Annotated in this window: 19 protein-coding genes; 15 read left to right on the top strand and 4 right to left on the bottom strand. The window is 64.6% G+C overall.

The window, feature by feature from the left end:
• Positions 1 to 3 precede the first annotated feature (3 nt).
• On the top strand, positions 4 to 1,587 hold the full coding sequence (locus tag GJ700_RS18510; protein ID WP_154376544.1) for an FAD-dependent oxidoreductase: 1,584 nt from the start codon (positions 4 to 6) through the stop codon (positions 1,585 to 1,587).
• Positions 1,588 to 1,691: 104 nt separating this feature from the next.
• Positions 1,692 to 2,795: a DUF4214 domain-containing protein gene (locus GJ700_RS35900; RefSeq protein WP_154376542.1), complete on the top strand. Its 1,104-nt coding sequence runs from the start codon at positions 1,692 to 1,694 to the stop codon at positions 2,793 to 2,795.
• Positions 2,796 to 2,863: 68 nt separating this feature from the next.
• Here GJ700_RS35900 and GJ700_RS18500 read toward each other — a convergent pair whose 3' ends face one another.
• Complete coding sequence (locus GJ700_RS18500; protein WP_154376540.1) at positions 2,864 to 3,124, bottom strand: hypothetical protein; 261 nt, start codon at positions 3,122 to 3,124, stop codon at positions 2,864 to 2,866.
• A gap of 320 nt (positions 3,125 to 3,444) precedes the next feature.
• Between GJ700_RS18500 and chrA the strand changes: the two genes are divergently transcribed.
• The 4 genes from chrA to GJ700_RS18480 all read left to right on the top strand — a co-directional run bounded on the left by chrA (position 3,445) and on the right by GJ700_RS18480 (position 8,033).
• The gene (chrA, locus tag GJ700_RS18495; protein WP_229507091.1) at positions 3,445 to 4,785 is read left to right on the top strand and encodes a chromate efflux transporter; all 1,341 of its coding nucleotides are present in this window, start codon (positions 3,445 to 3,447) and stop codon (positions 4,783 to 4,785) included.
• Between the two features lie 100 nt (positions 4,786 to 4,885).
• Entirely contained in the window at positions 4,886 to 6,241 is a 1,356-nt protein-coding gene (locus tag GJ700_RS18490) for an MBL fold metallo-hydrolase RNA specificity domain-containing protein (RefSeq protein WP_154376536.1), read from the top strand.
• Positions 6,242 to 6,357: 116 nt separating this feature from the next.
• Entirely contained in the window at positions 6,358 to 7,158 is an 801-nt protein-coding gene (gene fnr / locus GJ700_RS18485; protein WP_154376534.1) for a fumarate/nitrate reduction transcriptional regulator Fnr, read from the top strand.
• 191 nt (positions 7,159 to 7,349) lie between these two features.
• Positions 7,350 to 8,033 (top strand): helix-turn-helix domain-containing protein, encoded by a 684-nt coding sequence (locus GJ700_RS18480; RefSeq protein WP_154376532.1) that lies wholly within the window; start codon positions 7,350 to 7,352, stop codon positions 8,031 to 8,033.
• A 33-nt stretch (positions 8,034 to 8,066) separates the two neighbouring features.
• On the opposite strand, the gene GJ700_RS18475 is transcribed toward GJ700_RS18480, so the two are convergent.
• Positions 8,067 to 11,063: an EAL domain-containing protein gene (locus GJ700_RS18475; RefSeq protein WP_195763932.1), complete on the bottom strand. Its 2,997-nt coding sequence runs from the start codon at positions 11,061 to 11,063 to the stop codon at positions 8,067 to 8,069.
• Positions 11,064 to 11,250: 187 nt separating this feature from the next.
• On the opposite strand from GJ700_RS18475, the gene GJ700_RS18470 reads away from it, so the two are divergent.
• From GJ700_RS18470 to GJ700_RS18445, 6 genes are all read left to right on the top strand, one after another.
• Entirely contained in the window at positions 11,251 to 12,762 is a 1,512-nt protein-coding gene (locus GJ700_RS18470) for a sensor histidine kinase (RefSeq protein WP_229507090.1), read from the top strand.
• A complete protein-coding gene (locus tag GJ700_RS18465; RefSeq protein ID WP_154376528.1) occupies positions 12,746 to 13,159 on the top strand; it encodes a response regulator in 414 nt (137 codons plus the stop codon). Before GJ700_RS18470 ends, GJ700_RS18465 begins: the two co-directional genes overlap by 17 nt.
• A 5-nt stretch (positions 13,160 to 13,164) precedes the next feature.
• A complete protein-coding gene (locus GJ700_RS18460) occupies positions 13,165 to 14,235 on the top strand; it encodes a hybrid sensor histidine kinase/response regulator (RefSeq protein WP_154376747.1) in 1,071 nt (356 codons plus the stop codon).
• Complete coding sequence (locus GJ700_RS18455) at positions 14,232 to 14,867, top strand: response regulator (protein WP_154376526.1); 636 nt, start codon at positions 14,232 to 14,234, stop codon at positions 14,865 to 14,867. The genes GJ700_RS18460 and GJ700_RS18455 overlap by 4 nt, the downstream gene beginning before the upstream one ends.
• Before the next feature lie 171 nt (positions 14,868 to 15,038).
• A complete protein-coding gene (locus tag GJ700_RS18450; protein WP_154376524.1) occupies positions 15,039 to 16,997 on the top strand; it encodes a diguanylate cyclase domain-containing protein in 1,959 nt (652 codons plus the stop codon).
• A gap of 129 nt (positions 16,998 to 17,126) precedes the next feature.
• Positions 17,127 to 17,339, top strand: a complete 213-nt coding sequence (locus GJ700_RS18445; RefSeq protein ID WP_154376522.1) for a hypothetical protein — start codon at positions 17,127 to 17,129, stop codon at positions 17,337 to 17,339.
• Positions 17,340 to 17,345: 6 nt separating this feature from the next.
• On the opposite strand, the gene gudD is transcribed toward GJ700_RS18445, so the two are convergent.
• Positions 17,346 to 18,677: a glucarate dehydratase gene (gudD, locus tag GJ700_RS18440; RefSeq protein ID WP_154376520.1), complete on the bottom strand. Its 1,332-nt coding sequence runs from the start codon at positions 18,675 to 18,677 to the stop codon at positions 17,346 to 17,348.
• A 273-nt stretch (positions 18,678 to 18,950) separates the two neighbouring features.
• On the opposite strand from gudD, the gene GJ700_RS18435 reads away from it, so the two are divergent.
• The 3 genes from GJ700_RS18435 to GJ700_RS18425 all read left to right on the top strand — a co-directional run bounded on the left by GJ700_RS18435 (position 18,951) and on the right by GJ700_RS18425 (position 23,164).
• The gene (locus GJ700_RS18435; RefSeq protein WP_154376518.1) at positions 18,951 to 20,321 is read left to right on the top strand and encodes an MFS transporter; all 1,371 of its coding nucleotides are present in this window, start codon (positions 18,951 to 18,953) and stop codon (positions 20,319 to 20,321) included.
• Positions 20,322 to 20,375: 54 nt separating this feature from the next.
• Positions 20,376 to 21,425, top strand: coding sequence for a LacI family DNA-binding transcriptional regulator (locus GJ700_RS18430; RefSeq protein ID WP_154376516.1), 1,050 nt, complete (start codon positions 20,376 to 20,378; stop codon positions 21,423 to 21,425).
• Between the two features lie 284 nt (positions 21,426 to 21,709).
• On the top strand, positions 21,710 to 23,164 hold the full coding sequence (locus tag GJ700_RS18425; RefSeq protein ID WP_154376514.1) for an SEL1-like repeat protein: 1,455 nt from the start codon (positions 21,710 to 21,712) through the stop codon (positions 23,162 to 23,164).
• 21 nt (positions 23,165 to 23,185) lie between these two features.
• On the opposite strand, the gene GJ700_RS18420 is transcribed toward GJ700_RS18425, so the two are convergent.
• Positions 23,186 to 23,917, bottom strand: a complete 732-nt coding sequence (locus tag GJ700_RS18420; RefSeq protein WP_154376512.1) for a hypothetical protein — start codon at positions 23,915 to 23,917, stop codon at positions 23,186 to 23,188.
• Between the last annotated feature and the right edge of the window lie 54 nt (positions 23,918 to 23,971).

The raw sequence follows: 23,971 nt of genomic DNA, 5'->3' as shown, positions 1-23,971 counted from the left end.
ACCATGAACACAAGCAATGGCGTATCGCTGTCGCCGTGGCTGGCGACAGTCCGTATCCCTGAATTCGCGCCGATCTCCGGTGACGTGCATACGCAAGTGTGCGTGATCGGCGCCGGCATCGCCGGGCTCACGACGGCGTACTTGCTGGCGCGCGAGGGCAAGCACGTGGTGCTGATCGATGCGCTGGGCATTGGCGCCGGTGAAACCGGCCGCAGCACGGCGCACTTTTTCCCGCCGGACGAATGGTACCGTGGTGTCGAGGCCGCCTTCGACGCGGACCATGCCAAACTGGTGGCCGACAGTTTCAAACAAGCGGTCAACCTGGTGGAATCGATTGCCCGCAGCGAACACATCGATTGCGCGTTCGAGCGCGTCGATGGTTACCTGTACGCGTTGCCGGAACAAGGTTTCCAGGACCTGGGCCGCGAATACCAGGCGGCGCAGCGGGCCGGCGCCGACGTGACATTGCTGGAGCGGGCGCCGGGCCTCAGCTTCGATACGGGCCCGTGCGTGTGCTACCACAACCAGGCCCAATGCCACCCGTTGCGCTACCTGGAAGGACTGGCCAGTGCGCTGGTGCGGCACGGCGGTCGCATTTACTGCGGCGTGCGGGCCCATGGCGTCGACGGCGACCGCCATATCCAGGTGGTGCGCACCGACCGGGGCGACATTTACGCGGAAGCCGTGGTGGTGGCCACCAATACGCCGTTCAATAACGTGGTCGTGATGCACACCAAGCAGGCCGCGTACCGCACCTACGCGCTGGGGTTGCGCATCCCGCGCGGTTCGGTGCCGCGCGTGCTGCTGTGGGACACGGGCGACCCGTATTACTACGTGCGCGTGGAATCCCCGGCCGGCGCCGACCACGACTTGCTGCTGGTGGGCGGCGCCGACCACAAGGTGGGGCAGGATGACCATCCGCAGCACCGTTACGATGAAATCGAACAGTGGGCGCGCCAGCGCTTCCCGATGGCGCAGCAGGTGGCGTACCGCTGGTCCGGCGAAGTCATGGAACCGGCCGATGGCGCGGCCTACCTGGGCCGCAATCCCATGGACCAGGACAATGTCTACGTCATCACGGGCGATTCCGGCAACGGCATGACCCACGGCACGATCGGCGCGATGATTGTCTCTGAACTCATCATGGGACGCCGCCACGCCTGGGCGGACTTGTACGACCCGGCGCGCAAGGTCATGCATGGCTTGCCGGAATTCGTGGCGGAGCAGGCCAATACGCTGTCGTATTACGGCGAGTGGGCAACGGCGGGCGAAGTGGAGTCCGTCGCGGAAATTGCGCCGGGGCAGGGCGCCATCGTGCGGCAGGGCATGCACAAGCTGGCCGTCTACCGCGATCCGCACGGCGAACTGCACGCGCTGTCCGCGCGCTGCACGCACCTGGGTTGCGTGGTGCACTGGAACGCGGGCGAGTGCAGCTGGGATTGCCCGTGTCACGGCTCGCGTTTCGACACGCAGGGCGCCGTGCTGCACGGTCCGGCCTCGTCGGCGCTGGCCGCCGCCACGCTGGAACCGCCGCCAGGGGCGCCGCCTGCCGGGCCTGGCGATACGGAACATGTGCGGCGGCCGTGAAGCGTCAGGCTCTGTAACCCCGGAAACAAAATGTAATTGTTTCCGTCACAAATCAGGGTGCTGATTAAGATCAATCATCACATTGATTTTACCGGAGGCGCGCAGTGAGCTACAGCACCCTGACACAGTATGCAGGCTTGACCAACTATGAAATGAATACGGCAACGCGCCTGCCGCTGTCCGTGTATAACCCCGGCGGTGGCGTCACATCGGTGTTCGACAATGCGGCGCTGTACCAGGCCGATTACGCGGGCGCGGCAAAGAATGCCGTGTTCAGCTGGCATGGCGAAGCGGGCGCCGTTTATTCCGTGACGGCCGGCAGTTATTTCGACCCCACGCTATTGCTGGTATTCGACGCCAATGGCAAGGCCATTGCCGAAGACGATGGCGGCGGCGTGGCCGGCAGTGACCATGTCAGTTTTGTCGCGCCGTATTCCGGCACCTATTACGTCGATGCATCGTGGCTGCAGGGGACGCTCAGCGGCGAGCAAAAAGTATCGCTGGGCATCCTGGAAGACCTGGGCAGCAGCAAGGTGGCGGTGCTTGGCGGCACGCCCCGTGGCGACCAGCTGGATGGCACGTCGGGCGACGACGACATGTATGGCATGAGCGGCGACGATTCGCTGTTCGGCGGCCGGGGCAATGATTTCCTCGATGGCGGCTGGGGCACGGATGCCGCGTATTACCTGGGCAACCGTAATGAATATACGGTGGCCAAGGATGGTGGCGGTTTCCGCGTGACGGACAAGGTGGGCACGGAAGGCAGCGATTTGCTGGTCAACGTGGAGCGGCTGGATTTCGGCGATGTCGACGTCGCGCTCGATATCGATGGCGCGGGCGGCCAGGCGTACCGGCTGTACCAGGCGGCATTCAACCGCGTGCCGGACAAGGGCGGGTTGGGCTACTGGATCGCGCAGCTGGACCGTGGCGCCAGCCTGACGGAAGTGTCGCAGGCGTTCATCAATTCCGCGGAATTCAAGACGCAATATGGCGCCAATGCGACCAACGAAAACCTCGTCAACAACCTGTACTGGAACGTGCTGCACCGGGCGCCGGAAAAGGCGGGCTATGATTACTGGGTCAACATCCTCAATTCGCACGCCGACTCGCTGGCCAATGTGCTGGCCAATTTCAGCGAGAGCAAGGAAAACTATGCGCAACTGGTGGGTGTCATGAGCAATGGCGTGGAGTTCCAGCACTGGGGCTGAACCATCGTCGACCGCGTAAAGCACAAAGGGCCGGCAATCATTGCCGGCCCTTTGTTTTTGATCGTGCGTTAATGGAGCGGACGGTTGCGCAGCCAGTCCACCGACCAGCCAGTCTGGTCTTGTTCTCCAGAAAAATCGTAGACGCAGAATACCCGTTCATCGAATGCGGCCACCAGGACAAAATCGCTGCCTTCGAAATCAGGTTGCATCATCAGGTTCAAATAAGCTTCATCCGCCATCGCCAGATCCGACGTCGTGGTTTCCGTCCAGGCCAGGCGCTCGCCGGTCATGGTGCGGACATAGATATGAAAATGTTCTTGTTGCTGCATAGCTATTCACCAGGTTAAAGGAGGGCAGTCCTCCATCGTAAGCGTTCTTGCGCGCCGCGAAAAGCCTTGATTCAATCGTGTGCCACTGTTTTAAGCAGGATAGCGCTATTTTTTTGTGATTTGTGGTGCTTGCAGTACGTTGCTTGGAGGAAGCGATTCAATGCCATTAATAATGTGGTTTTGGAAAGGTTATGTCGATGACTATTCATAAGGCATTCGTCGCATAAGCAACGTTGAAATTATTCTATGCGGCAAGCGGGCCGCTTCGTAAAATCGCGCAGTCGCTTCGATTAATACAGCCCGATTTCAACATGGATTCCATGCAACCCTCCCACGTCAAGCCCGCGCCGGTCAGTTTTTGGCAAGCCTTTGCCTTCTGGCTGAAACTGGGATTCATCAGTTTTGGCGGTCCGGCCGGTCAAATTTCCATCATGCACCAGGAATTGGTGGAAAACCGGCGCTGGATTTCCGAGCGGCGGTTTTTGCACGCGCTGAATTACTGCATGGTGTTGCCGGGCCCCGAGGCGCAGCAACTGGCCACCTATATCGGCTGGCTGATGCACCGCACGTGGGGCGGCTTGGCGGCCGGGGCACTGTTCGTGCTGCCGTCGCTGCTGATCCTGATCGCGCTGTCGTGGGTGTATATCGCGTTTGGCGACGTGTCCGTGGTGGCGGGGCTGTTTTACGGCATCAAGCCGGCCGTCACCGCCATCGTCGTGCAGGCGGCGCACCGCATCGGTTCGCGCGCACTGAAAAACAATACGCTGTGGGCGATGGCCGCCGCATCGTTTGTCGCCATCTTTGCGTTCGACGTCCCGTTTCCCCTGATCGTGCTGGCCGCCGCGCTGGCCGGCTACGTGGGCGGACGCGTGGCGCCCGCCACGTTTGCCATTGGCGGCGGCCATGGCGGCGCCGATAAATCGTATGGCGCGGCGCTGATCGATGACGACACGCCGCCGCCGGCCCATGCGCGCTTCCGCTGGCGCACGCTGGCGCTGATCCTGGCGGCTGGCGCCGCGCTGTGGGCGTTGCCGATGGGCGCGCTGACGGCGGTGTTCGGCTGGAACCATACGTTGACGCAAATGGGCTGGTTCTTCACCAAGGCCGCGCTGCTGACGTTTGGCGGCGCCTATGCCGTGCTGCCGTACGTGTACCAGGGCGCCGTCGAACACTATGGCTGGCTGACGCCGCGCCAGATGATCGATGGCCTGGCGCTGGGCGAGACCACGCCGGGCCCGCTGATCATGGTGGTGGCGTTCGTCGGCTTCGTCGGCGGCTACGTGAAGGCCGTGTTCGGGCCGGACGCGCAATTTGCCGCCGGCGCCACGGCCGCCGCGCTGGTCACGTGGTTCACGTTCCTGCCATCATTCCTGTTCATCCTGGCCGGTGGCCCGCTGGTGGAATCGACGCACGGCGACATCAAGTTCACGGCGCCGCTGTCGGCCATTACCGCCGCCGTGGTGGGCGTGATCCTGAACCTGGCGCTGTTCTTTGGCTACCACGTGCTGTGGCCGCAGGGTTTTGGCGGCCGGTTCGACCCGTGGTCCGCCGTGATTGCCGCCGGGGCCGCCGTGGCCCTGCTGCGTTATAAACGCAACGTGATCCACGTGATTGCCGGCTGCGCCGCGGCGGGACTGGCCATCCAGCTGGTGCTGCGTTGATTTGCCGCAATATTTAGCGGGAATTTGATTCAGGTCAAGCCGTACCCGTGACCCGCCGCTTCCATCACGCTATCGTGGGCGCCATGGAACGGGAGGTCCTATGAAACTCACATTTTTAGGCGCGGCGGGGACGGTGACGGGTTCGCGCTACCTGGTGGAAAGCGGCGGCGAACGGATCCTGGTCGACTGTGGCCTGTTCCAGGGCTACAAGGCGCTGCGCCTGCGCAACCGCGAAGCGCAGCCGGTCGATCCGGCGACCTTGTCGGCCGTGGTGCTGACGCATGCCCACCTGGACCACGCGGGCGCGTTGCCGCTGCTGGTGCGCGACGGTTTTCGCGGTCCCATTTATTGCAGCGCCGCCACGCGCGACCTGTGCCACATCCTGTTGCCGGATAGCGGACGCCTGCTGGAAGAAGAGGCGGCCTACGCCAACCGCCATGGCTACAGCAAGCACGCGCCCGCGCTGCCGCTGTACACGGAAGCCGATGCGCTCGATGCGCTGGAATACCTGGTGCCGGTGGATTTCCACCAGCGCTTCACCGTCGGCGAGCGCTTCCATGTGCATTTGACGCGCGCCGGCCATATCCTGGGCGCCGCCGGGGTGACGGTCGACGCGGAAGGGCGGCGCCTGCACTTTTCCGGCGACCTGGGCCGGCCCAACGATCCATTGCTGGCCCCGCCCGAACCCGCCACCGATGCGGATTACATCGTGGTGGAATCGACCTATGGCGACAAGCTGCACGATCCGGCCGATCCCGCCCGGCTGCTGGGACGCACCATTTGCGAGACGGCGGCCCGCGGCGGCGTGACGGTGATTCCGTCGTTTGCAGTGGGCCGCGCACAGGCATTGATGCATTATTTGCACCGGATGAAAGTCCATGGCGACATTCCGCCGGTGCCGATCTACCTGAACAGCCCGATGGCGGCCGACGTGACGGCGCTGTACCGCAAGCACCGCCACGACCACCGCCTGACGCCGGAACAAGTCAACGCCATGTGCCGCGCCGTCACGTTTGTCAACACCCCGGCGGAATCCATCGCGCTGAACCAGCGCCGTGTGCCGATGGTGATCATCGCGGCCAGCGGCATGGCGACGGGCGGACGCGTGCTGCACCACATCAAGGCGTTTGCGCCGGACCGCCGCAATACGATCCTGTTTGCCGGCTTCCAGGCCGGCGGCACGCGGGGCGCCGCGCTGGTGGACGGCGCGCAGGAAGTGAAAATCCATGGCGAATATGTGCCGGTGCGGGCCCGCGTGGTGCAAATCGATAACCTGTCGGCCCACGCGGACCAGGGCGAATTGCTGGCCTGGCTGGGGGCGTGCGGCAAGCCACGGCGCGTGTTCGTCACGCACGGCGAACCGGAAGCATCCGACACGCTGCGGCGGCGCATTGCCGAGACGCTGGGCTGGAGCGTGGACGTGCCGCAGCACGGGGCCGTCGTGGAGCTGGGGTAGGGTATGTCACGGATCCCCTACAGCAACTCCTGGCAATGCCCGATACCGTGACAAGGCGGGGAGGGCGATACTGTCGTTCATCGAGGACGTGAACGCACGCCATAAAGGAGCTTCAGATGAACACCGTGATCCCCATCGCCAGCGCGACTGCCCCCGCCGCCGCAACGTCCGCCAAATCCGCCAAAGTCAATTGCACTTTGTGCAGCTTTAACCGCTTCTGCCTGCCGCAAGGCCTGGCCGACAGCGAGGTGGCGCGCCTTGACCAGATCATTGCGCGCCGCCGCCGCGTGGCCCGCGACGAACAATTGTTCAGCATGGGCGCCTCGTTCGGCAGCCTGTATGCGGTGCGCCTTGGGCACTTCAAGACGGCACAAGTCAACATCCACGGCGAACAGCAGGTGACCGGCTTCCACATGGCGGGCGACTTGCTGGGCATGGACGCCATCGGTTCCGGATCGCACAGTTGCAGCGCCACCGCGCTGGAAGACAGCGAAGTGTGCGAAATCCCGTTCAGCCGCCTGCAGGAACTGGTGATGCAGACCCCGGCCCTGATGCAGCAATTCCACCGCGTGCTGGGCCGCGAAATCCAGCGCGAACAGGCCATCATGCTGTTCCGCGGCAGCATGCGCGCCGACCAGCGCATGGCGCTGTTCCTGCTGAACCTGGGCGCGCGCTATGCGGCGCGCGGCTACTCGGCGGCCAGCTATCAGCTGCGCATGTCGCGCGAGGATATCGGCGGCTACCTGGGCTTGACGATCGAAAGCGTGAGCCGCCTGCTGGCCCGCTTCCGCAAGCAAGGCTGGATCAAGGTCGACAACCGCGACTTCCACATCGTCGACCGCGACAGCCTGGAAGCGCTGTCCACGGGCCGCGACCCCGGCGCCGACGGCGAAGGCGCCGAACGCTGCGCCGCCTGATCGGCATGGCAGCGGAGTAGGGGAAGCCCTACAGCACTCTGCCCGGCTTCACCGATAGCGCATCGGTCCTTGCGGCGCGATACTGGCACCGTGGCGCCGCACGGGCGGCGCATTGGTAAAGGACAGTTTTCATGCAAGTTGAACCGGCCACAGCGCAAGTCCCTCTCGACACTTTATGTGCGCATTGCGGTATGAACGGCCTGTGCCTGCCCGCAGGCCTGGCGCCGTGCGACATGGCACGCATCGAACAAATCGTCGGCGGACGCCGCAGGCTGGCGCGCGGCGAATACCTGCACCGCACCGGGGACCGTTTTCAGCAACTGTATGCGGTGCGCAGCGGTCACCTGAAAACCTTGTGCCACGCGCACGGCGTCAACCAGGTAACGGGGTTTCCCATGGCCGGCGACTTGCTGGGCCTGGACGCCATCGCCGAAGGGCGCCACGTGTGCGACGCCGTGGCGTTGGAGCCGTGCGACGTGTGCGAAATCCCCTTTGACCGCTTCCACGCGCTGGTCACGGCCATGCCGTCGCTGCTGGAACAATTTCACCGTGCGCTCAGCCGTGAAATCCAGCGCCAGCAAGCCTCATTGTTCCTGTTAGGGAATGCGCGCGCCGAGCAGCGGCTGGCGCTGTTCCTGGTCGGCCTCAGTGCGCGCTATGCGGCGCGCGGCTTGCCGGCCGCGCAGTTACAGCTGCGCATGTCACGGGAAGATATCGGCGCCTACCTGGGGTTGACGATGGAGTGTATTTGCCGCCTGCTGGCGCGCTTCCGCAAGGCCGGCTGGATCAGCGTCACGGGGCGCCACCTGACGATCCAGGACGGCGCCCGGCTGGCGGCGCTGGCCGAAGGCGTGTGCGCGGAACCACTGGTTTAGCGCGTCGGCCGGGTGCTTGCCCGGCCACGCAGCTCAGGCGGCTTGCGCCGGATTGATTGCGCCGCTGCCACGCGCCGCGGCCCATGCCGGCAGCAATTCCGGCGCCATCGGCCGGGCGATACCATAGCCTTGCGCCACTTCGCATCCGATCGCGGCCAGCGCCGCGCAATGTTCGGCGGTTTCCGCGCCTTCCGCCACCACTTGCAGGCCCATGGCGTGGGCCAGCCGCACCACGCCTTCCACGATGCCGTGGTCGGCCGGATCGGCCAGCATGTTGCGGACGAAACTCTGGTCCACCTTGAGCGTATCGACGGGTAGCTTGCGCAAATACGTCAGCGACGAATAGCCCGTACCGAAGTCGTCCAGCGCAAAATGCACGCCCAGCGCGTGGCAGCCGCCCAGCACGTCCATGGCCAGGTCCATGTCGGCAATGGCGGCGGTTTCCAGGACTTCCAGTTCCAGGTCACCGGGTGCGGCGCCCGGCTGGGCGGCCAGCGCGGCGGCCAGGCTGTCGCAAAAGCCGGGCGCCAGCAACTGGGCCGCGCCAACGTTGACGGCAACCTGCAGGTGCAGGCCGGCGGCGCGCCACGCATGGCTTTGCGCCAGCGCGGTGCGGATCACCCAGTTGCCGATATCGGTTTCCAGCGGTGTGCCGGTGACATGCGGCAGGAACTCGCCGGGCGCCAGCAATCCCCGTTCCGGATGCTGCCAGCGGATCAGCGCTTCGACCCCCAGCAGGGCGCCGCTGCGCAAGTCCACCTTGGGCTGGTAGTGCAGGCGGAATTCCTCCTGGTCCAGCGCCTGGCGCAGGCGGTGCAGCGCTTGCCGGTGCGCCTGCGCCAGGCGGTCGCTGGCCGGGTCGGATAACTGGTAGCAGCCGCGGCCTTCCTCCTTGGCCTGGTACATCGCCTGCTCGGCATGCCGCAGCAGCGTGTCGGCGTCGCCATCGTCGTCGGGATAGCGGCACACACCCACGCTGGCGGTGACCTGGATGCGCTCCGGTCCGGCCTGCAGCGGCGTTGCGGCCGCAGCCATCACGCGGTCGAGCGCCTGCGCGCATTCTTCTGGCGAGCCGATGCCGGACATCAGCAGGACGAATTCGTCGCCGCCGATGCGCGCCAGCGTGTCGTCGCCGCGCACCACGCCGGCCAGCGCATTGGCCACTGTCTCCAGCAGGCGGTCGCCCGCCTGTTTGCCGTAGCACAGGTTGATGTCCTTGAAATTATCCAGGTCCAGCACGCAGACCGTCAACGGCTTGCCCGTGCGGTTGGCGCGCTGGATCGCGTGTTCGAAGCGGTCCGTCAACAGCCTGCGGTTGGGCAGGCCCGTCAACGCATCAAAATTGGCCGCGCGGTCCAGTTCGGCTGCGTGCGCCTTGATATGGCTGATGTCGGAAAAGACGCCGATGTAATGGTCGGGTTTGCCCCGTTCATCCATGACGGCGGAAATGGTCAACAGTTCCGGGTACACTTCGCCGCTTTTCCGCGCATTCCAGATTTCGCCGCGCCAGAAGCCTGCACGCAGCAGTGTGTTCCACAGTTCCCGGTAAAACGCCTTACCATGGCGGCCGGACGCCAGCAGGGCCGGCGTGTGGCCGATGACCTCGTCCGCGCTGTAGCCGGTGATGCGTTCGAATGCGGGATTGACCCGCTCGATGCGCAAGTTGGCGTCGACCACCATGATGCCCTCATGGGTGCCGGCAAAGACCGTGTCGGCGTCGCGCTGCATCTGCTCCAGTTCGCGCCGTTGCGTCATATCGGACAGCGTGCCGACCATGCGGCGCGCGGCGCCATCCTGGACCTGATCCACCACGCGTCCGGTCGCGCGCACCCATGCCACGCCACCGGCGCCGCGTTGCAGCCGGAAATTCAGTTCGATGGCCAGGCGCTGGCCGCTGCGGTGCTGGCGCAACTGCGCCACGACGGCGGGCGCATCGTCGCGGTGGATCACGCGCAGCAGGCGGCGCAATGTCAGCGGCGCCTTGTCCAGCCCGCACAGGCGCGATATGCCTTCCGTGCAATACAGTGTCCCTGCAACCAGGTCCCAGTCCCACAGGCCATCGCTGGTGGCGTTGACGACCGATTGCAGCCGCTCTTCACTGATGCGCAGCGCGCTTTCCGCCTGCTTGCGCTGGGTAATGTTGCGGGAGATGCCGAACAGGCCGTGGATGTTGCCTTCGGTGTCGGTCAGCGGGCCGCACGTGGTCAGGAAAACCTGCGTGCCCTGGTGCGGTGTGGCCAGGCTTTCCTCGGCATTCTGGATGGAGGCGCCGGCCATGACCGCCGCGTCGCGGGCGCGCAGCAAGGCCGCTGCGCGGGCCGGGAACAGCGCCTCGTCGCCGCGGCCCAGTATTTGTTCGGGCGCCAGTGACAGGAAGCTTGCGGCCGCGTGGTTTGCATACACGTAGTTACCTTGCAAATCCTTGATGTAGACAGCGTCCGTGGTGCCGGATAGGACGCCGTCGAGCAAGCGGCGTCCCAATTCGGCATCGCGCAGCGACGTGCGCAGGATGCCGCATAACAGGCTGATCAGCATGCCGCTCAACACCAGCAAGCCGATATGCAATGGATGATCGGGCGCCGGCGCCAGGTACAGGGCGGCCAAGGTCGCCAGGCCGGTGGAGAGCAGGCCGGGAGCCAGTCCGCCGAATGCCGCGCTGGCAATAATGCCTGGGACGAACAGCATCAGGTGAGCCGTGGGCAGGTACCGCTGCAGCGGGACGGCCGCCAGCGTGATGATGGCGGCAAACGCGAACGGCATCCACTTGCGGCCGGCCAGCGGATGCAGAGCGGCGCCTGCGACACCCAGCATCGGCGCCGTCGCCTGGTGGTGCGGAACGGCACGCAGCGCGAAATAGAACCCCGCGCTGGTGGCGCAGACAAAGAACAGCCCCTTGATGGTGGCCAGTGTCGCGGCGGCGTCGGGACCGGCGATGGTGTTGGCCAGGCTGTCTGACAACAGGATCCAGGCGCTGGCGCCGATGCTGTACGCCATGGTGGCGGTTTTGATGAAGCGGTTTCGGCTTTCCATGAGAGACCTTCGCGGGCGCGAATGAAGTTGCGAATTGGCAATGCGAAGGAAGTTTATGGGAGTTGCTCTCAAAAAAAATTGATACAGATCAAAAAACGCAATTTCAAGGGCTGCTAACGCATACGTCCTTAACTGTCGGGGGCTCCCCATGCTATTCTGCGAAAAAGCGCATTGCAAAGGAGCACTGTTGGACAATTTCGTCATGGAAGGGCGCAACCTGGAGTGGCTGCTGGCTGCCGCCAGCGACGCCATGCTGATTGCCGACCATACCGGCAAGATATTGCTGGCCAATCCCGCGCTGTGTACCCTGTTTGGCTATGACGACGGTACGCTGCCGGGACAGCCGGTGGAAGTGCTGGTGCCGACCAGCCTGCGCGGCCATCACGCGGCGCTGCGCAACACGTATGTGGAGCAGCCGCGGCCGCGCGCCATGGGCGCGGGCATGGAACTGAGCGGCGTGCACCGCGACGGACGCGAATTTCCCGTCGAAGTGAGCCTGTCGCCGCTGTCCGCCGATCCGCCACTGGTGCTGGCCATCGTGCACGACATCACGCGCCGCAAGCTGGCCGAAGCAGCGCTGCAGGAAAGCGAGGCGCGCATGCGCGCCGTGTTCGACTCGGTGGCCGACGCCATCATCACCATCGACGAAGCCGGCATCATCGAGCGCCTCAATCCGGCGGCCGAATCGCTGTTCGGCTATCCGGAAGCGGAAGCCGCAGGACGTAATGTCTCGCTGCTGATGCCGGCGGGACACCGTGAACGCCACGATGGCTACCTGGCCCACTACCGTGCCACGGGCGAACGCAAGATCATCGGCATCGGCCGCGAAGTGGAAGGCCTGCGCAAGGATGGCAGCATCTTCCCGATGGAGTTGACGGTGACGGAAATGTGGCTCGGCACGCGCCGCATGTTTACCGGCGTGGTGCGCGATATCTCGCAGCGTAAGCAGGCTGAACAGGAAAACCGGCAACTGATGCAGGAGCTGACCAGCGCCAATGAAGAGTTGACCAACTTCGCCTACGTGGTGTCGCACGACCTGAAGGCGCCGCTGCGCGGCATCGGTTCGCTGGCGGACTGGCTGGCGACGGATTACGCACAGCATTTCAACGAAGAAGGCCGTGAGCACATGCGGCTGCTGATCAACCGTGTGCACCGCATGGGGGCGCTGATCGACGGTATCCTTCAGTATTCGCGCGTGGGCCGGGTGAAGGAAGCGCGGGTGCCGGTTGCGTTGAGCCGCATGCTGGCCGACGTGGTGGACTTGCTGGCGCCGCCGCACAACATCCAGGTGACGGTGCAGCCGGACATGCCGACCCTGGTGCTGGAACCGACACGCCTGCAGCAAGTGTTCCATAACCTGATTTCCAACGCGATCAAGTATATGGACAAGCCGGACGGGCAGGTCACCGTGGGTTGTACGGAGCAGGACGGCCATTGGCGCTTTTTCGTGGCTGATAACGGCCCGGGGATCGAAGCGCGCCATTTTGAACGGATCTTCCAGCTGTTCCAGACCCTGGCGCCGCGCGACCGCGTGGAAAGCACCGGGGTTGGACTGGCGCTGGTGAAGAAAATTGTGGAAATGTACCAGGGAAGTGTCGGCGTGGAATCGGTGATCGGGCAGGGCAGTACGTTCTGGTTCACCCTGCCCGCCGGCGGCGCCCCTGGCCAAACCGGAAAGCAGCATGAAACAACCGAATAAATCGATCTTGCTGGTCGAGGACGACCAGGTCGACATCATGACCATCTTGCGGGCGCTGAAAGAAATTCACGTCTGCAATCCCGTCGTCAGCATGGAAAATGGCGAAGCGGCGCTGGAGTGGCTGTCGCGTCCGGAGACGGATCTGCCGTGCATTATCCTGCTCGACTTGAACATGCCGATCATGAGCGGCATTGAATTCCTGCGCCAGGCCAAGCAGCACGACCGCTTGCGCCGGATCCCGGTGGTGGTCTTGACGACGTCCGAGGAGCAGGAAGACAAGGTGCGCAGCTTCGACCTGGGCGTGGCCGGCTATATGGCCAAGCCGGTCGATTACCGGCGCTTCGTCGAGATGATGCGCTCGATCGACATGTACTGGACGCTGAGCGAAATGCCGTGACTGCCATGACGGAACGTCCCGCCCTCAATGTGCTGATCGTGGAAGACGACCTGGTCGACCGCATGGCGTGCCGCCGCACCTTTGCCGCGGCGCCGGAAGCGGCGTTTACGCTGGTGGAGGCCGACAATGGTGAACACGGACTCGGCCTGGCGCGGAGCGGGCAGGCCGACTGCATCCTGCTCGATTACGGTTTGCCGGACATGAGCGGGCTGGAATTCCTGTCCCGCTTGCCGCCGGACGGGCCGCCCGTCATGATGCTGACCGGCGCAGACAGCGCCATGGTGGCGGCCGAAGCCATGCGGCGCGGCGCGCGCGACTATCTGGTCAAGGATGGCGAAGGGCGTTACCTGGCGCAATTACCTGCGTCGATCCTGCGCATGCTGCGCGAACAGCGGCTGCTCGACGGCAAGCGCCGCGCCGAAGCGGAATTGCGCACGCTGGCGGCGCACCAGGAATCGATCCGCGAGGACGAGCGCAAGCGTATTGCGCAGGAGATCCACGATGAGCTGGGCGGCTTGCTGACGGGGATCAAGGCGTATATCGGTGTCGCCATCGAGCGCGCCGGCGCCGGCGCCGACCCGCTGCTGGCGGAAGCGTCGGGACTGGCGCAGGATGCGATCGCCACGGTGCGCCGCGTCATCACGGATTTGCGGCCCAGCGTGCTGGACCAGCTGGGCTTGTGGGCGGCGCTGGAATGGCATACCGAACAGGTGGCCCAGCGTTCCGGCCTGCGCCATGCGTGCCGCATCGAGCCGGACGTGTCGGAAGTGGAGCTGGACGCGGGCTGCAGCACCATGCTGTTCCGCGTGGTGCAGGAAGGATTGACCAATGTGGTGCGGCATGCGCATGCCCGCACGGTCAGGGTCGACGCGCGCCGCGAAGGGGGCCGCCTGCTGCTGACGGTGGCCGATGACGGTGTCGGTATTACGGAAGAACGGCTGCGCAATGGCGCATCCTGGGGGATTATTGGAATGCAGGAACGTGTACGTCATTTTGGCGGCGAGTTACAGATTGCGCCCGGAACACAGGGCGGTACGCTGTTGCGCGTGCAATTGCCGCTGGAGGAACAACAATGAGCGCGCCTATCCGCGTGCTGCTGGTCGACGACCATGCGATTGCGCGCAATGGCGTGCGCCTGATGCTGGGGACGGCCGACGGCATCAGCGTCGACGGCGAAGCCGGCAATGCGGCCGAAGCATTGCAGTTGCTGGCGGCGGCGGAGTTCGACGTGGCGCTGGTCGATATCCAGATGCCGGGCAAGAACGGGTTGGACTTGCTGCGCCAGTTGCGTTCGGACTATCCGCGCATGGCGGTGCTGATGCTGAGCACGTATTCGGAAGACATTTATGCGGTGCGGGCACTGAAGGCCGGCGCCGCCGGCTACCTGACCAAGGATGCGCCGACGTCGACCCTGGTGATGGCGGTGCGCAAGGCCGCGGCGGGCGGCAAGCACGTCAGCCCGGCCCTGCTGGAAAAACTGGCCAGCCTGATCGGCGGCGCCGGGGCGGAAGGCGTGGAAGCGCTGTCGAACCGCGAACTGGAAGTATTCAAGCTGATCGCGGCGGGCGAATCGCTGGTGAAGATCGGCGAGACCTTGCACCTGAGCCCGAATACCGTGACCACTTACCGCAGCCGTATCCTGGAAAAAATGGGCATGGCCAGCAATGCCGAGCTGACGCGCTATGCGCTGGAGAATGGATTGATCTGAAATAGGACAGTTTGCGCGCTTCCGGCGCAAATTACCTTGACCTCGATCAAATTTGCCCGGTCCGGCAAAAATTTCATTTCAGCTTGCAACAACTAAGCAACTGCTCCCTTTCGCAAGGCAGAACGGCAGCGCACACTGGATGCCGTGGTGGTCCGCACGGGAGAAATTCAGATGTTGCGATGGAAGGTTGGGCGAGGCAATGGCGCGCTGGCCCGGTACAGCCGCCTGGGATGGCTGTTGTGCCTGGTGCTGGTGCCGGGACTGGTCACCGGCGCTGTATTCATCGTGTTCCTGCAGTGGCAAGCGTATGTGGATGCCGAAGAGGAAACGCTGAATTCAGCGCGTGCGCTGGCCCAGGTGTTTGATGGTGTCGCCGAAGCAAGCCTGGCGCGCCTGCAGGCGCTGGCGACGTCGCCGCTGCTGGCTGATGGCGACCTGGCCGCGTTCCAGCGCCAGGCCACGGAAACCAGTGCGGCAGGCAAAGGCGGCGCCATCGTCCTGCTGGACCGGGATGGGCGGCAATTGATGAATACCTTGTTGCCCTATGGCTCTCCGCTGCCGCGCGGCGGTGTGGCCGATGCGCTGGGACCGGCACTCGCTGCCGGCCAGCCGGCCGTCTCCCCCTTGTTCATCGGCGCCGTGTCAAAACAGCCGTATGTGGCGGTATTCCTGCCACTGGCCCGTTATGGCCGGCCCGGATGGGGACTGGTCTATGGCATCCCCGCAGCGGCGCTGGACAGTTATTTTTCCCGGCAGGTGTCGGAAAGCGGCCGGGAAGCCGCGCTGGTGGACCGGAACGGCAGGGTGATCGCGCATAGCGCCGGCGGGGCTATGCGCGGGCGCGAAGCCGCGCCGGAAGTTCGGGCCGCGATCGGGGCGGCGTCGGAAGGCGTGTTTGCCGCGCGCTCGTTGTCAGGTGCGCCGGCGCAACTGGCGCATCATTACTCGCCGACGACGGGGTGGACATCCATCACCGGCGTGACAGAGCAATCGTTGATGGCCGGCATGGCGGGGCGGCTGGCCGTTGCGGCTGCGGCAATCGGCGTGGTGCTGGCGGCCGGCGTCGTTGCGGCGTGGTGGCTGCACCGGGAAGCGGTGCAGGCGCTGCGGGGATTGCAACTGGCTGCCGAGCAGGCGGAGCAGGGCATTGCCGGCGCGCGGGCCGTCGTTGGCGGCCCGCGCGAGATAGCCCGGCTGGCGCTGCAATTCAACCGCATGCAGGCAGCCGGTGAAGCCAGCAAGCGCGGGCTGGAACTGGCGGCCAGCGTGTTTGACGCCACGTCCGAAGGGATCCTGATCGTCGACGCGGACTTGCGCATTATCGAAGCGAATCGCGCGTTCCAGTCCATGAGCGGATATGGCCGCAACGAATTATTGGGGAGGAACCCGCGCATGCTGCAGTCCGGACGGCATGACGACGCGTTTTACCAGCGCATGTGGGCGGCATTGAACAGTACCGGCAATTGGGACGGGCAGGTCTGGGACCGGCGCAGGGACGGCACGCTGTTCGCCGCCTACCTGTCGGTCAGCCGGGTTGACAGCGCTGATGGCAAAGTCAGCCATTATGTGTCGTTGTTTACCGATATCACCGAACAGCGCATGCGCCAGGATGAAATAGAGATGCTGGCGTTCCGCGATCCGTTGACGCACCTGCCCAACCGGCGCCTGCTGCATGACCGGCTCAGCCAGGCGATCGTCGCCAGCAAACGGACCTCTGCGCCGCTGGCGGTCTGTTCCCTGGACCTGGACGGTTTCAAGGCTGTCAATGACGAGTACGGTCATGAGGCGGGCGATGAAGTGTTGCTGGCCGTGGCCGGGCGCTTGCAGCAGTCGGTGCGCGCCAACGATACGGTGGCGCGCCTGGGCGGCGACGAATTCGTGCTGTTGCTGGCCGATTTGCATGACATGGGCGAAGCGGAAGACGTGGCCGCGCGGGCGCTGCTGTCCATTTGCGTCCCGATACCGCTGTCGCGCGGCAGTCCGGCAAGGGTGTCGGCCAGCATCGGTATTGCCTACTACCCGGGCGATGCGCAAGACGCCAACGAGTTGCTGCGCCTCAGCGATGCCGCCATGTACGAGGCCAAGCACCGGGGCCGCAACCAGTACGTCATGCATATGCGAACGGTGTGACCGGCATGCCGGAACACCGGTACGGCGTGCATAGCCTTCCTTTAGGCGTCCGCCGCGCCCGATAGGGAAATCGGATGGTGCGCAACCCGCATCGGTCCATACTGGCCGCTTGCAGTGAAGGAGCCGCTAGTGGGGAAACAGGATGAGCAAAGCGGGGATGGCGCGCCCCCCGATGAACAGCGCGCCAACCGGCATATGGCCGAGCGGGTCCAGCGCGCGCTGGCCTTGCTGGCGCTGGTGGGCGAAGCGGAGGCGGAGCGCTATTTGCGGCAGCACCGGGCGAGCCCGGAACTGATCCGCCGCCTGCTGGACGGCGGGCCGCGGCGCCTGATGCACCGCTAGGTGTGCTCAGCGGACGAAGGCGGGGCGCTTCGGATCGAAGCTCCAGCCGGGAATGAAATATTGCATTTGCACGGCATCGTTGCGCGCGCCCAGGCCCATGCCGCGATACAGCTGATGGGCTTTCTCGACGGCGTCCATGTCCAGTTCCACGCCCAGCCCCGGCGTGGTCGGCACCTGCACCTTGCCGCCGGTAATTTGCAGCGGGTTGCTGGTCAGGTACTGGCCATCCTGCCAGATCCAGTGCGTATCGATGGCCGTGATCTTGCCGGGCGCGGCGGCCGCCACGTGGGTGAACATGGCCAGCGACACGTCGAAGTGGTTGTTGGAATGCGAACCCCACGTCAGGCCCCAGGCGTCGCACAGTTGCGCCACGCGCACGGAACCTTGCATGGTCCAGAAGTGCGGGTCGGCCAGCGGGATGTCGACCGATTGCAGCTGGATCGCGTGGCCCATCTGGCGCCAGTCGGTGGCGATCATGTTGGTGGCGGTCGGCAAGCCGGTGGCGCGGCGGAACTCGGCCATGGTTTCACGGCCCGAATAGCCGTCTTCCGCGCCGCACGGATCTTCCGCATATGCCAGCACGTGGTGCTGGTCGCGGCACAGGCGGATCGCATCTTTCAGCAGCCAGCCGCCGTTCGGGTCGAGTGTCACGCGGGCATCCGGGAAGCGTTCGGCCAACGCCGTGACGGCGGCAATTTCCTCTTCGCCGCGGAACACGCCGCCCTTGAGCTTGAAGTCCTTGAAACCATAGCGCGCATAGGCCGCTTCGGCCAGGCGCACCACGGCGTCCGGCGTCACGGCTTCCTCGTGGCGCAGGCGCAGCCAGTCGTCGGCCGCGTCCGGATCAGCGTCATAGGGCAGGTCGGTCTTGTTGCGGTCGGCCACATAGAACAGGTAACCCAGCATTTCCACTTCGGTGCGCTGCTGGCCTTCGCCCAGCAGGGCCGCCACCGGTACGCCCATGAATTTGCCCACCAGGTCCAGCAGGGCCGCTTCCAGCGCCGTCACGGCGTGTACGGCAATGCGCAAGTCAAAGGTTTGCAAGCCGCGGCCGCCCTTGTCGCGGTCGGCAAAGACGGTGCGGGCGCGGTTCAGGATGGCCTGGTATTGGCCGATCGGCTGGCCGATCACGAGGTCACGCGCATCTTCCAGGGTCTGGCGGATGCCTTCGCCGCCCGGCACTTCGCCAACGCCGGTGTTGCCTGAACTGTCGGTCAGGATCACCAGGTTGCGCGTAAAGTAGGGGCCGTGGGCGCCGGACAGGTTGAGCAGCATGCTGTCGCGGCCGGCGACGGGGATAACGCGCATGGCGCTGATAACGGGGGTGATCGTGGTCATGTTCTGTCTCGAATGATTGAAAATGATGTGTTTCAGTGGTTGTTGCGTCAAATTTCATTTTCAATCGTAATTTGCGCGCCATCATTTGGCAAGGGCTATCAAATATTTTTTCGTCTCCGGTCCAGTGGATTGTGCTTAAGTAATTGAATAAAAACGGTTAAGTACGAAAATGGCCGGATTTGCGTTTTCCACGGAGCTGTGCCTATACTGTATGACAGAAAATGATTGAAAATGATATTCACTCGTTTTACTGCAAATCATTGAGGAGACAGCATGGAAGCGCAACACCAGACCGGCCGGCAGGCCACCCGTACCCGATGGGGCATCCTCGCGATGCTATTTCTCATCACCACCATCAACTACGCGGACCGCGCCACGGTCTCGATTGCCGGGCCTGAACTGAGCAAAACCTTGCACCTGACGCCGGTGCAGATGGGCTTTGTGTTCTCGGCGTTTGCCTGGTCGTATGTGCTGGCGCAATTGCCGGGCGGCTGGCTGCTGGACCGGTTCGGTTCGAAAATCACATATTTCTTCAGTATTTTCCTGTGGTCGCTGTTTACGCTGATGATGGGCGGGGTCGGTTTCCTGACCGGGGGCACCGCCGTGGCGGCGCTGTTTGCGTTGCGGCTGCTGGTGGGGGCGGCGGAAGCACCTTCGTTCCCCGGCAACAGCCGCATCGCGTCGGCCTGGTTCCCCACGGCGGAACGGGGCAAGGCGGCCGCGATCTTCAATTCCGCCCAGTATTTCGCCACCGTGTTGTTTGCTCCGCTGATGGGCTGGCTGGTGCACAGCCTGGGCTGGCAAAGCGTGTTTTATGTGATGGGCGCGCTGGGCATCCTGATGTCCGCGGTATGGCTGAAAACCATTTACGGCCCGCGCGATCACCCGCGCACCAATGCCGCCGAACTGGCGTACATCGAGCAGGGCGGCGGCCTGGTGGACCTGGAATCCGCGCAGCGCGTGGCGGTGAAAATCGATACGGCCGGGACCATCAGGCAATTGCTGGCCAGTCGCATGCTGCTGGGTGTGTACATCGGCCAGTACTGCATCACGACCCTGACGTATTTCTTCCTGACGTGGTTCCCCGTGTACCTGGTGCAGGAACGCCACATGACGATCCTCAAGGCGGGCTTTGTGGCGGCCTTGCCGGCGATCGCCGGTTTCCTCGGCGGCATCCTGGGCGGCGTGATTTCCGACCGCATGATCAAGGCGGGCTATTCGCTGTCGGCTGCCCGCAAGACGCCGATCGTGGCGGGCATGCTGCTGGCCATGAGCATGATCGTCTGTAACTACGTGGAACAGGACTGGGTCGTGGTGGCGGTGATGTCGCTGGCGTTCTTCGGCAAGGGCATTGGCGCGCTGGGCTGGGCTGTCGTGTCCGACACGTCGCCCAAGGAAGCGGGTGGCCTCAGCGGCGGCCTGTTCAATACCTTCGGCAATACGGCGGGCATCACGACGCCGATCGTCATCGGCTACATCCTGCAGGCCACGGGGTCGTTTGCAGGCGCGCTGGTGTTTGTCGGCGCCAATGCGCTGGTCGCCATCCTGTGCTACCTGCTGGTGGTGGGCGAGATCCGCCGCTTCGAGCTGAAAGGCACTTCGGTGGCAAATGCACATAACGGGCAACCCGAGCGGGCGGCCTGAGCTTGCCGATCATGGCGCAGCGGGTAAAATTGCGTCTTTATTGACGAGCGCCCCATGGAAACCATCACCCCGGACGATAACGAACCACGCCATATCACCAGCGCCACGCTGATCGATGTGGCGCGGGTGGCCGGGGTGTCGCCGATCACCGTGTCGCGCGCACTGAACCAGCCGCAACTGGTGCGGCCCGGTACGCTGGCCCGCATCCAGGCGGCCGTGCGCGAGACCGGTTATGCAAAGAATCCCGCGCCGACCGGCGCGCCTGCCGTGAAAGGCGGGCGCAGCAAGCTGGTGGCGCTGATCCTGCCCACGGTGTCGAACCCGATCTTTACCGACATGGTGCAGGCGGCCAGCGACAAGCTGACCGATGGCGGCTACCAGTTGATGCTGGGCTTGGCCGGCTATGAATTGTGGCGCGAAGAAATCCTCGTCGAAACCGTGTTGAGCCGCAGGCCGGACGGCATTATTTTGACGGGCACGCTGCATTCGGACAACACCCGCAAGCATCTGGCCGAAGCCGGCATTCCCGTGGTGGAAACGTGGGACTTGACGCCGTCGCCGATCGACATGCTGGTGGGCTTTTCACACGAGGAAGTCGGCAAGACGGTGGCGCAGCGCATGCTGGACCGGGGTTACCGCCGCATCGCGCTGTTGACGGCCAACGATCCCCGCGCCGCGCGCCGCAACCAGGGCATGCAGGCGGCGCTGGCGCGCCAGGGCGTCAGCGTGGTGGCGACGGAAACCGTGGCGGTGCCGGCCAGCCTGCAACTGGGCCGCGAAGGGTGCGCCCGCTTGCTGTCATCCGCGCCGGACATGGAACTGGTGGTGTGCAGTTCCGACACGCTGGCGCAGGGTGCGCTGACGGAGGCGGCCAGCCGGGGCATCAAGGTGCCGGACCAATTGGCGATCCTCGGCTTTGGCGACTTGAATTTTGCCGCCCATACGTATCCGTCGTTGTCCAGCGTGCGGGTGGATGGCCACGCGATTGGCCGCCTGGCCGCCGATATGCTGTTGCAGCGGCTGGCGCTGCCGGCCGGCGCCACCGTGGCCGGGCCGCAAGTCATCGATACGGGGTTTGAGTTGATCGAACGGGGCAGCACCTGAGCTGTTCACCCGGGGGCGTTGTCTCCTCGCGGTGAATGCCTCGTTCGTACTCTCCATGCCTCGTTTTGCCTCGTGGCCCTGGCGGCGCCCCTAGCAAGCAACGGGCCGTTTCTTGCAGGTTGCTGCCAGTCGGCGAGGCAAAACGAGGCGCCACGAGTACGAACGAGGCCGCTGCCGCGGGGGGAGCTGCACCGGCCCACGCGAGGCGTTCAAATAATCACCCCGATGCACATTTCCCTCTGAACCCCGGTATTACCATGGTCCACGATTATTGAAAAGGACCCATGATGCCCAATGCACCGCGGCGCTATGCGCCGCTGCTGGCCCTGCTGGCATTGCCGGTAATGGCGCAGCAGGATACCTCCACCGCACAGATCACCGTGAACGGCAAAAAAGCCATCGCCGACGATCCGCGCAATATCGTCACGGCCCGCAGCCGCGTGCTGTCGCGCAAACTGGGGTCATCGTGCAACTTCATGAGCAGCTACAGTGCGAACGACGATGACGTCACGTTGCGTTACATGCGCGACTTTAACCTGGACGACAGCATGTCCAACCCGTCCGAACGCATCGATGAAGCCAGCCCGCTGGGCAATGTGGCGAAGATAACGGACGCCACGTCGGTGGAAGACCCGGCGCCCGCGACGGATGCGATGGCGCCAGCCGTCAAGTGCGGCAACAACGATTTGAACTTCGCGGCGGGCCGCAACCGCATCGAGCGCAAGGATAAATCCATGGCGCAGGCGCTGGCCGCGCTGGACAGGGAAGATTACACGGCGGCGCTGGCGCTGTTCAACACGGCGTACACCAAGCTGGGCACGGATGAAGCGGCGCTGATGCTGGGTAAAATGCACCTGCATGGACTGGGCACGCCAAAAGATCCCGCGCAGGCGCGGACATGGCTGCTGAAAATCATCGACATGCGCTATCACCCGGTCGAAGACCGTCTCGTGTTCGATCCCGCGTATCCGGAACTGATGAATGCGCGGGTGGAGGCGGCCATGCTGCTGGCGAAAATGGCCATGGCGGGGATCGGCGGCCCGCGCAGCGCCGGCGAGGCAGCGCGGTGGTATGGCAAAGCCGCCGATTATGGCTTTGTTCCCGCCACCACTATGCTGGGCATGGCGGCGCTGTCCGGATTCGGCGGCCCGAAAAACGCCGCCAGGGCGCGCGACCTGTTCCGGGAAGCAGCCGAGGCGGGCTACGTTCCCGCCCAATACCAGCTGGGCCAGCTGTACAACGACGGCGCTCCCGGCATCGCGCAGGATTACCGGCAGGCCGGCGCCTGGTTCACGGCGGCCGCGAAAGCGGGCCATGCGGGTGCACTGTATGGCGCGGCGCGGATGGTTGACCTGGGCCACGGCGTGGCGGCCGATCCGCAGCGTGCGCTGGCGCTGTACAAACAGGCGGCGGTCAAGGGGCAGCCGGATGCGGAAAGCGCGCTGGCCACGTATTTTTATGAAGGGCAACTGGTGAAACAGGATTACGCGACGGCCCGTCAGTTGTTCAACGCGGCGGCCACGCAGGGCCAGGCCGACGCCATGTTCAACCTGGCCGTGATGCTGGCGGAAGGACAGGGCGGGACGAAAGACGTGGCCATGGCGTATGTGTGGCTGAACCTGGCGAAATCGTCCGGCCATGCGTCCGCGGGGGCGGCATTGAAGGAGCTGGCGCCGGGATTGACCGCGCAGGATAAAGCCCGCGCGGATGCAATTTTGAAGCCTGCCGCGCCGCGTTAAGCGGCCGGCAACCGCACCGGATTACATACCGAGGCGCTTCAGCATGTCGGCATGCATTTCCCGCGTATGCCGGTTCCAGTGCTGCATGGTGCGCTCCAGTTCCTGGCGCAGGTTGTCCGCCAGCGCCTGGTCGCCAACGGAGCGCGCCCAGATGAGGTATTCGGCACGCGCAGTGAAACTGTTGAAGCGCTCCAGCGCCTCCGCGAACGCGGCGCTGGCGTCGGCGGCGCGTCCCGCCGCACCGAGCGCCTGGGCGCGCAGGATGGCGGTTTCTTCCGCGCGGAATCCCGGATCGGCGCGGCGAATGAAGTCCAGGTGCGCGATGGCCGCGTCGGTCCTGCCGCAAGCGAGGCTGGCGCGGGCCGCGCCACGGCGCACTTCCAGGTCCGCGCCGAACACGCCGCTCAGGCACGATTCAAAGGTACTGGCGGCTTCCGGAGCATTGCCTGCGTCGAGCTGTGCGTAGGCGAGGCGCATCTGGTTTTGCGCGGTGGGCGTGAATTCAAACGCGGCTTGCGCTTCCCGCAATTCGCGGCCCGGGTCCAGCGTGCGGGCCGCCGCGGCGACGGCCTTGCGTGCGCCATGCTCGAGGCGGGAATCGGGCAGATAAATGGCAAAAAAATACACGACGCTGCCCAGCATCGGGAAGGAGAACAGGATCAGCAGCCAGTACAGTTGCTGGTGGGTGCGTACCGCGTGCACGGCAAACAGCAGCGCGACGAGGATGTGAAGTCCGAGACCAAAGATAGGCATGATGTGGCTGGTACAGGTAAAAGCCAGCATTATCGCCGCAAGCTGGGGCCCGAA

The sequence above is a fragment of the Pseudoduganella rivuli genome, from assembly GCF_009674485.1.
Lineage (GTDB): Bacteria > Pseudomonadota > Gammaproteobacteria > Burkholderiales > Burkholderiaceae_D > Rugamonas > Rugamonas rivuli_B.
This window is presented reverse-complemented; position numbering and strand designations above follow the sequence as displayed.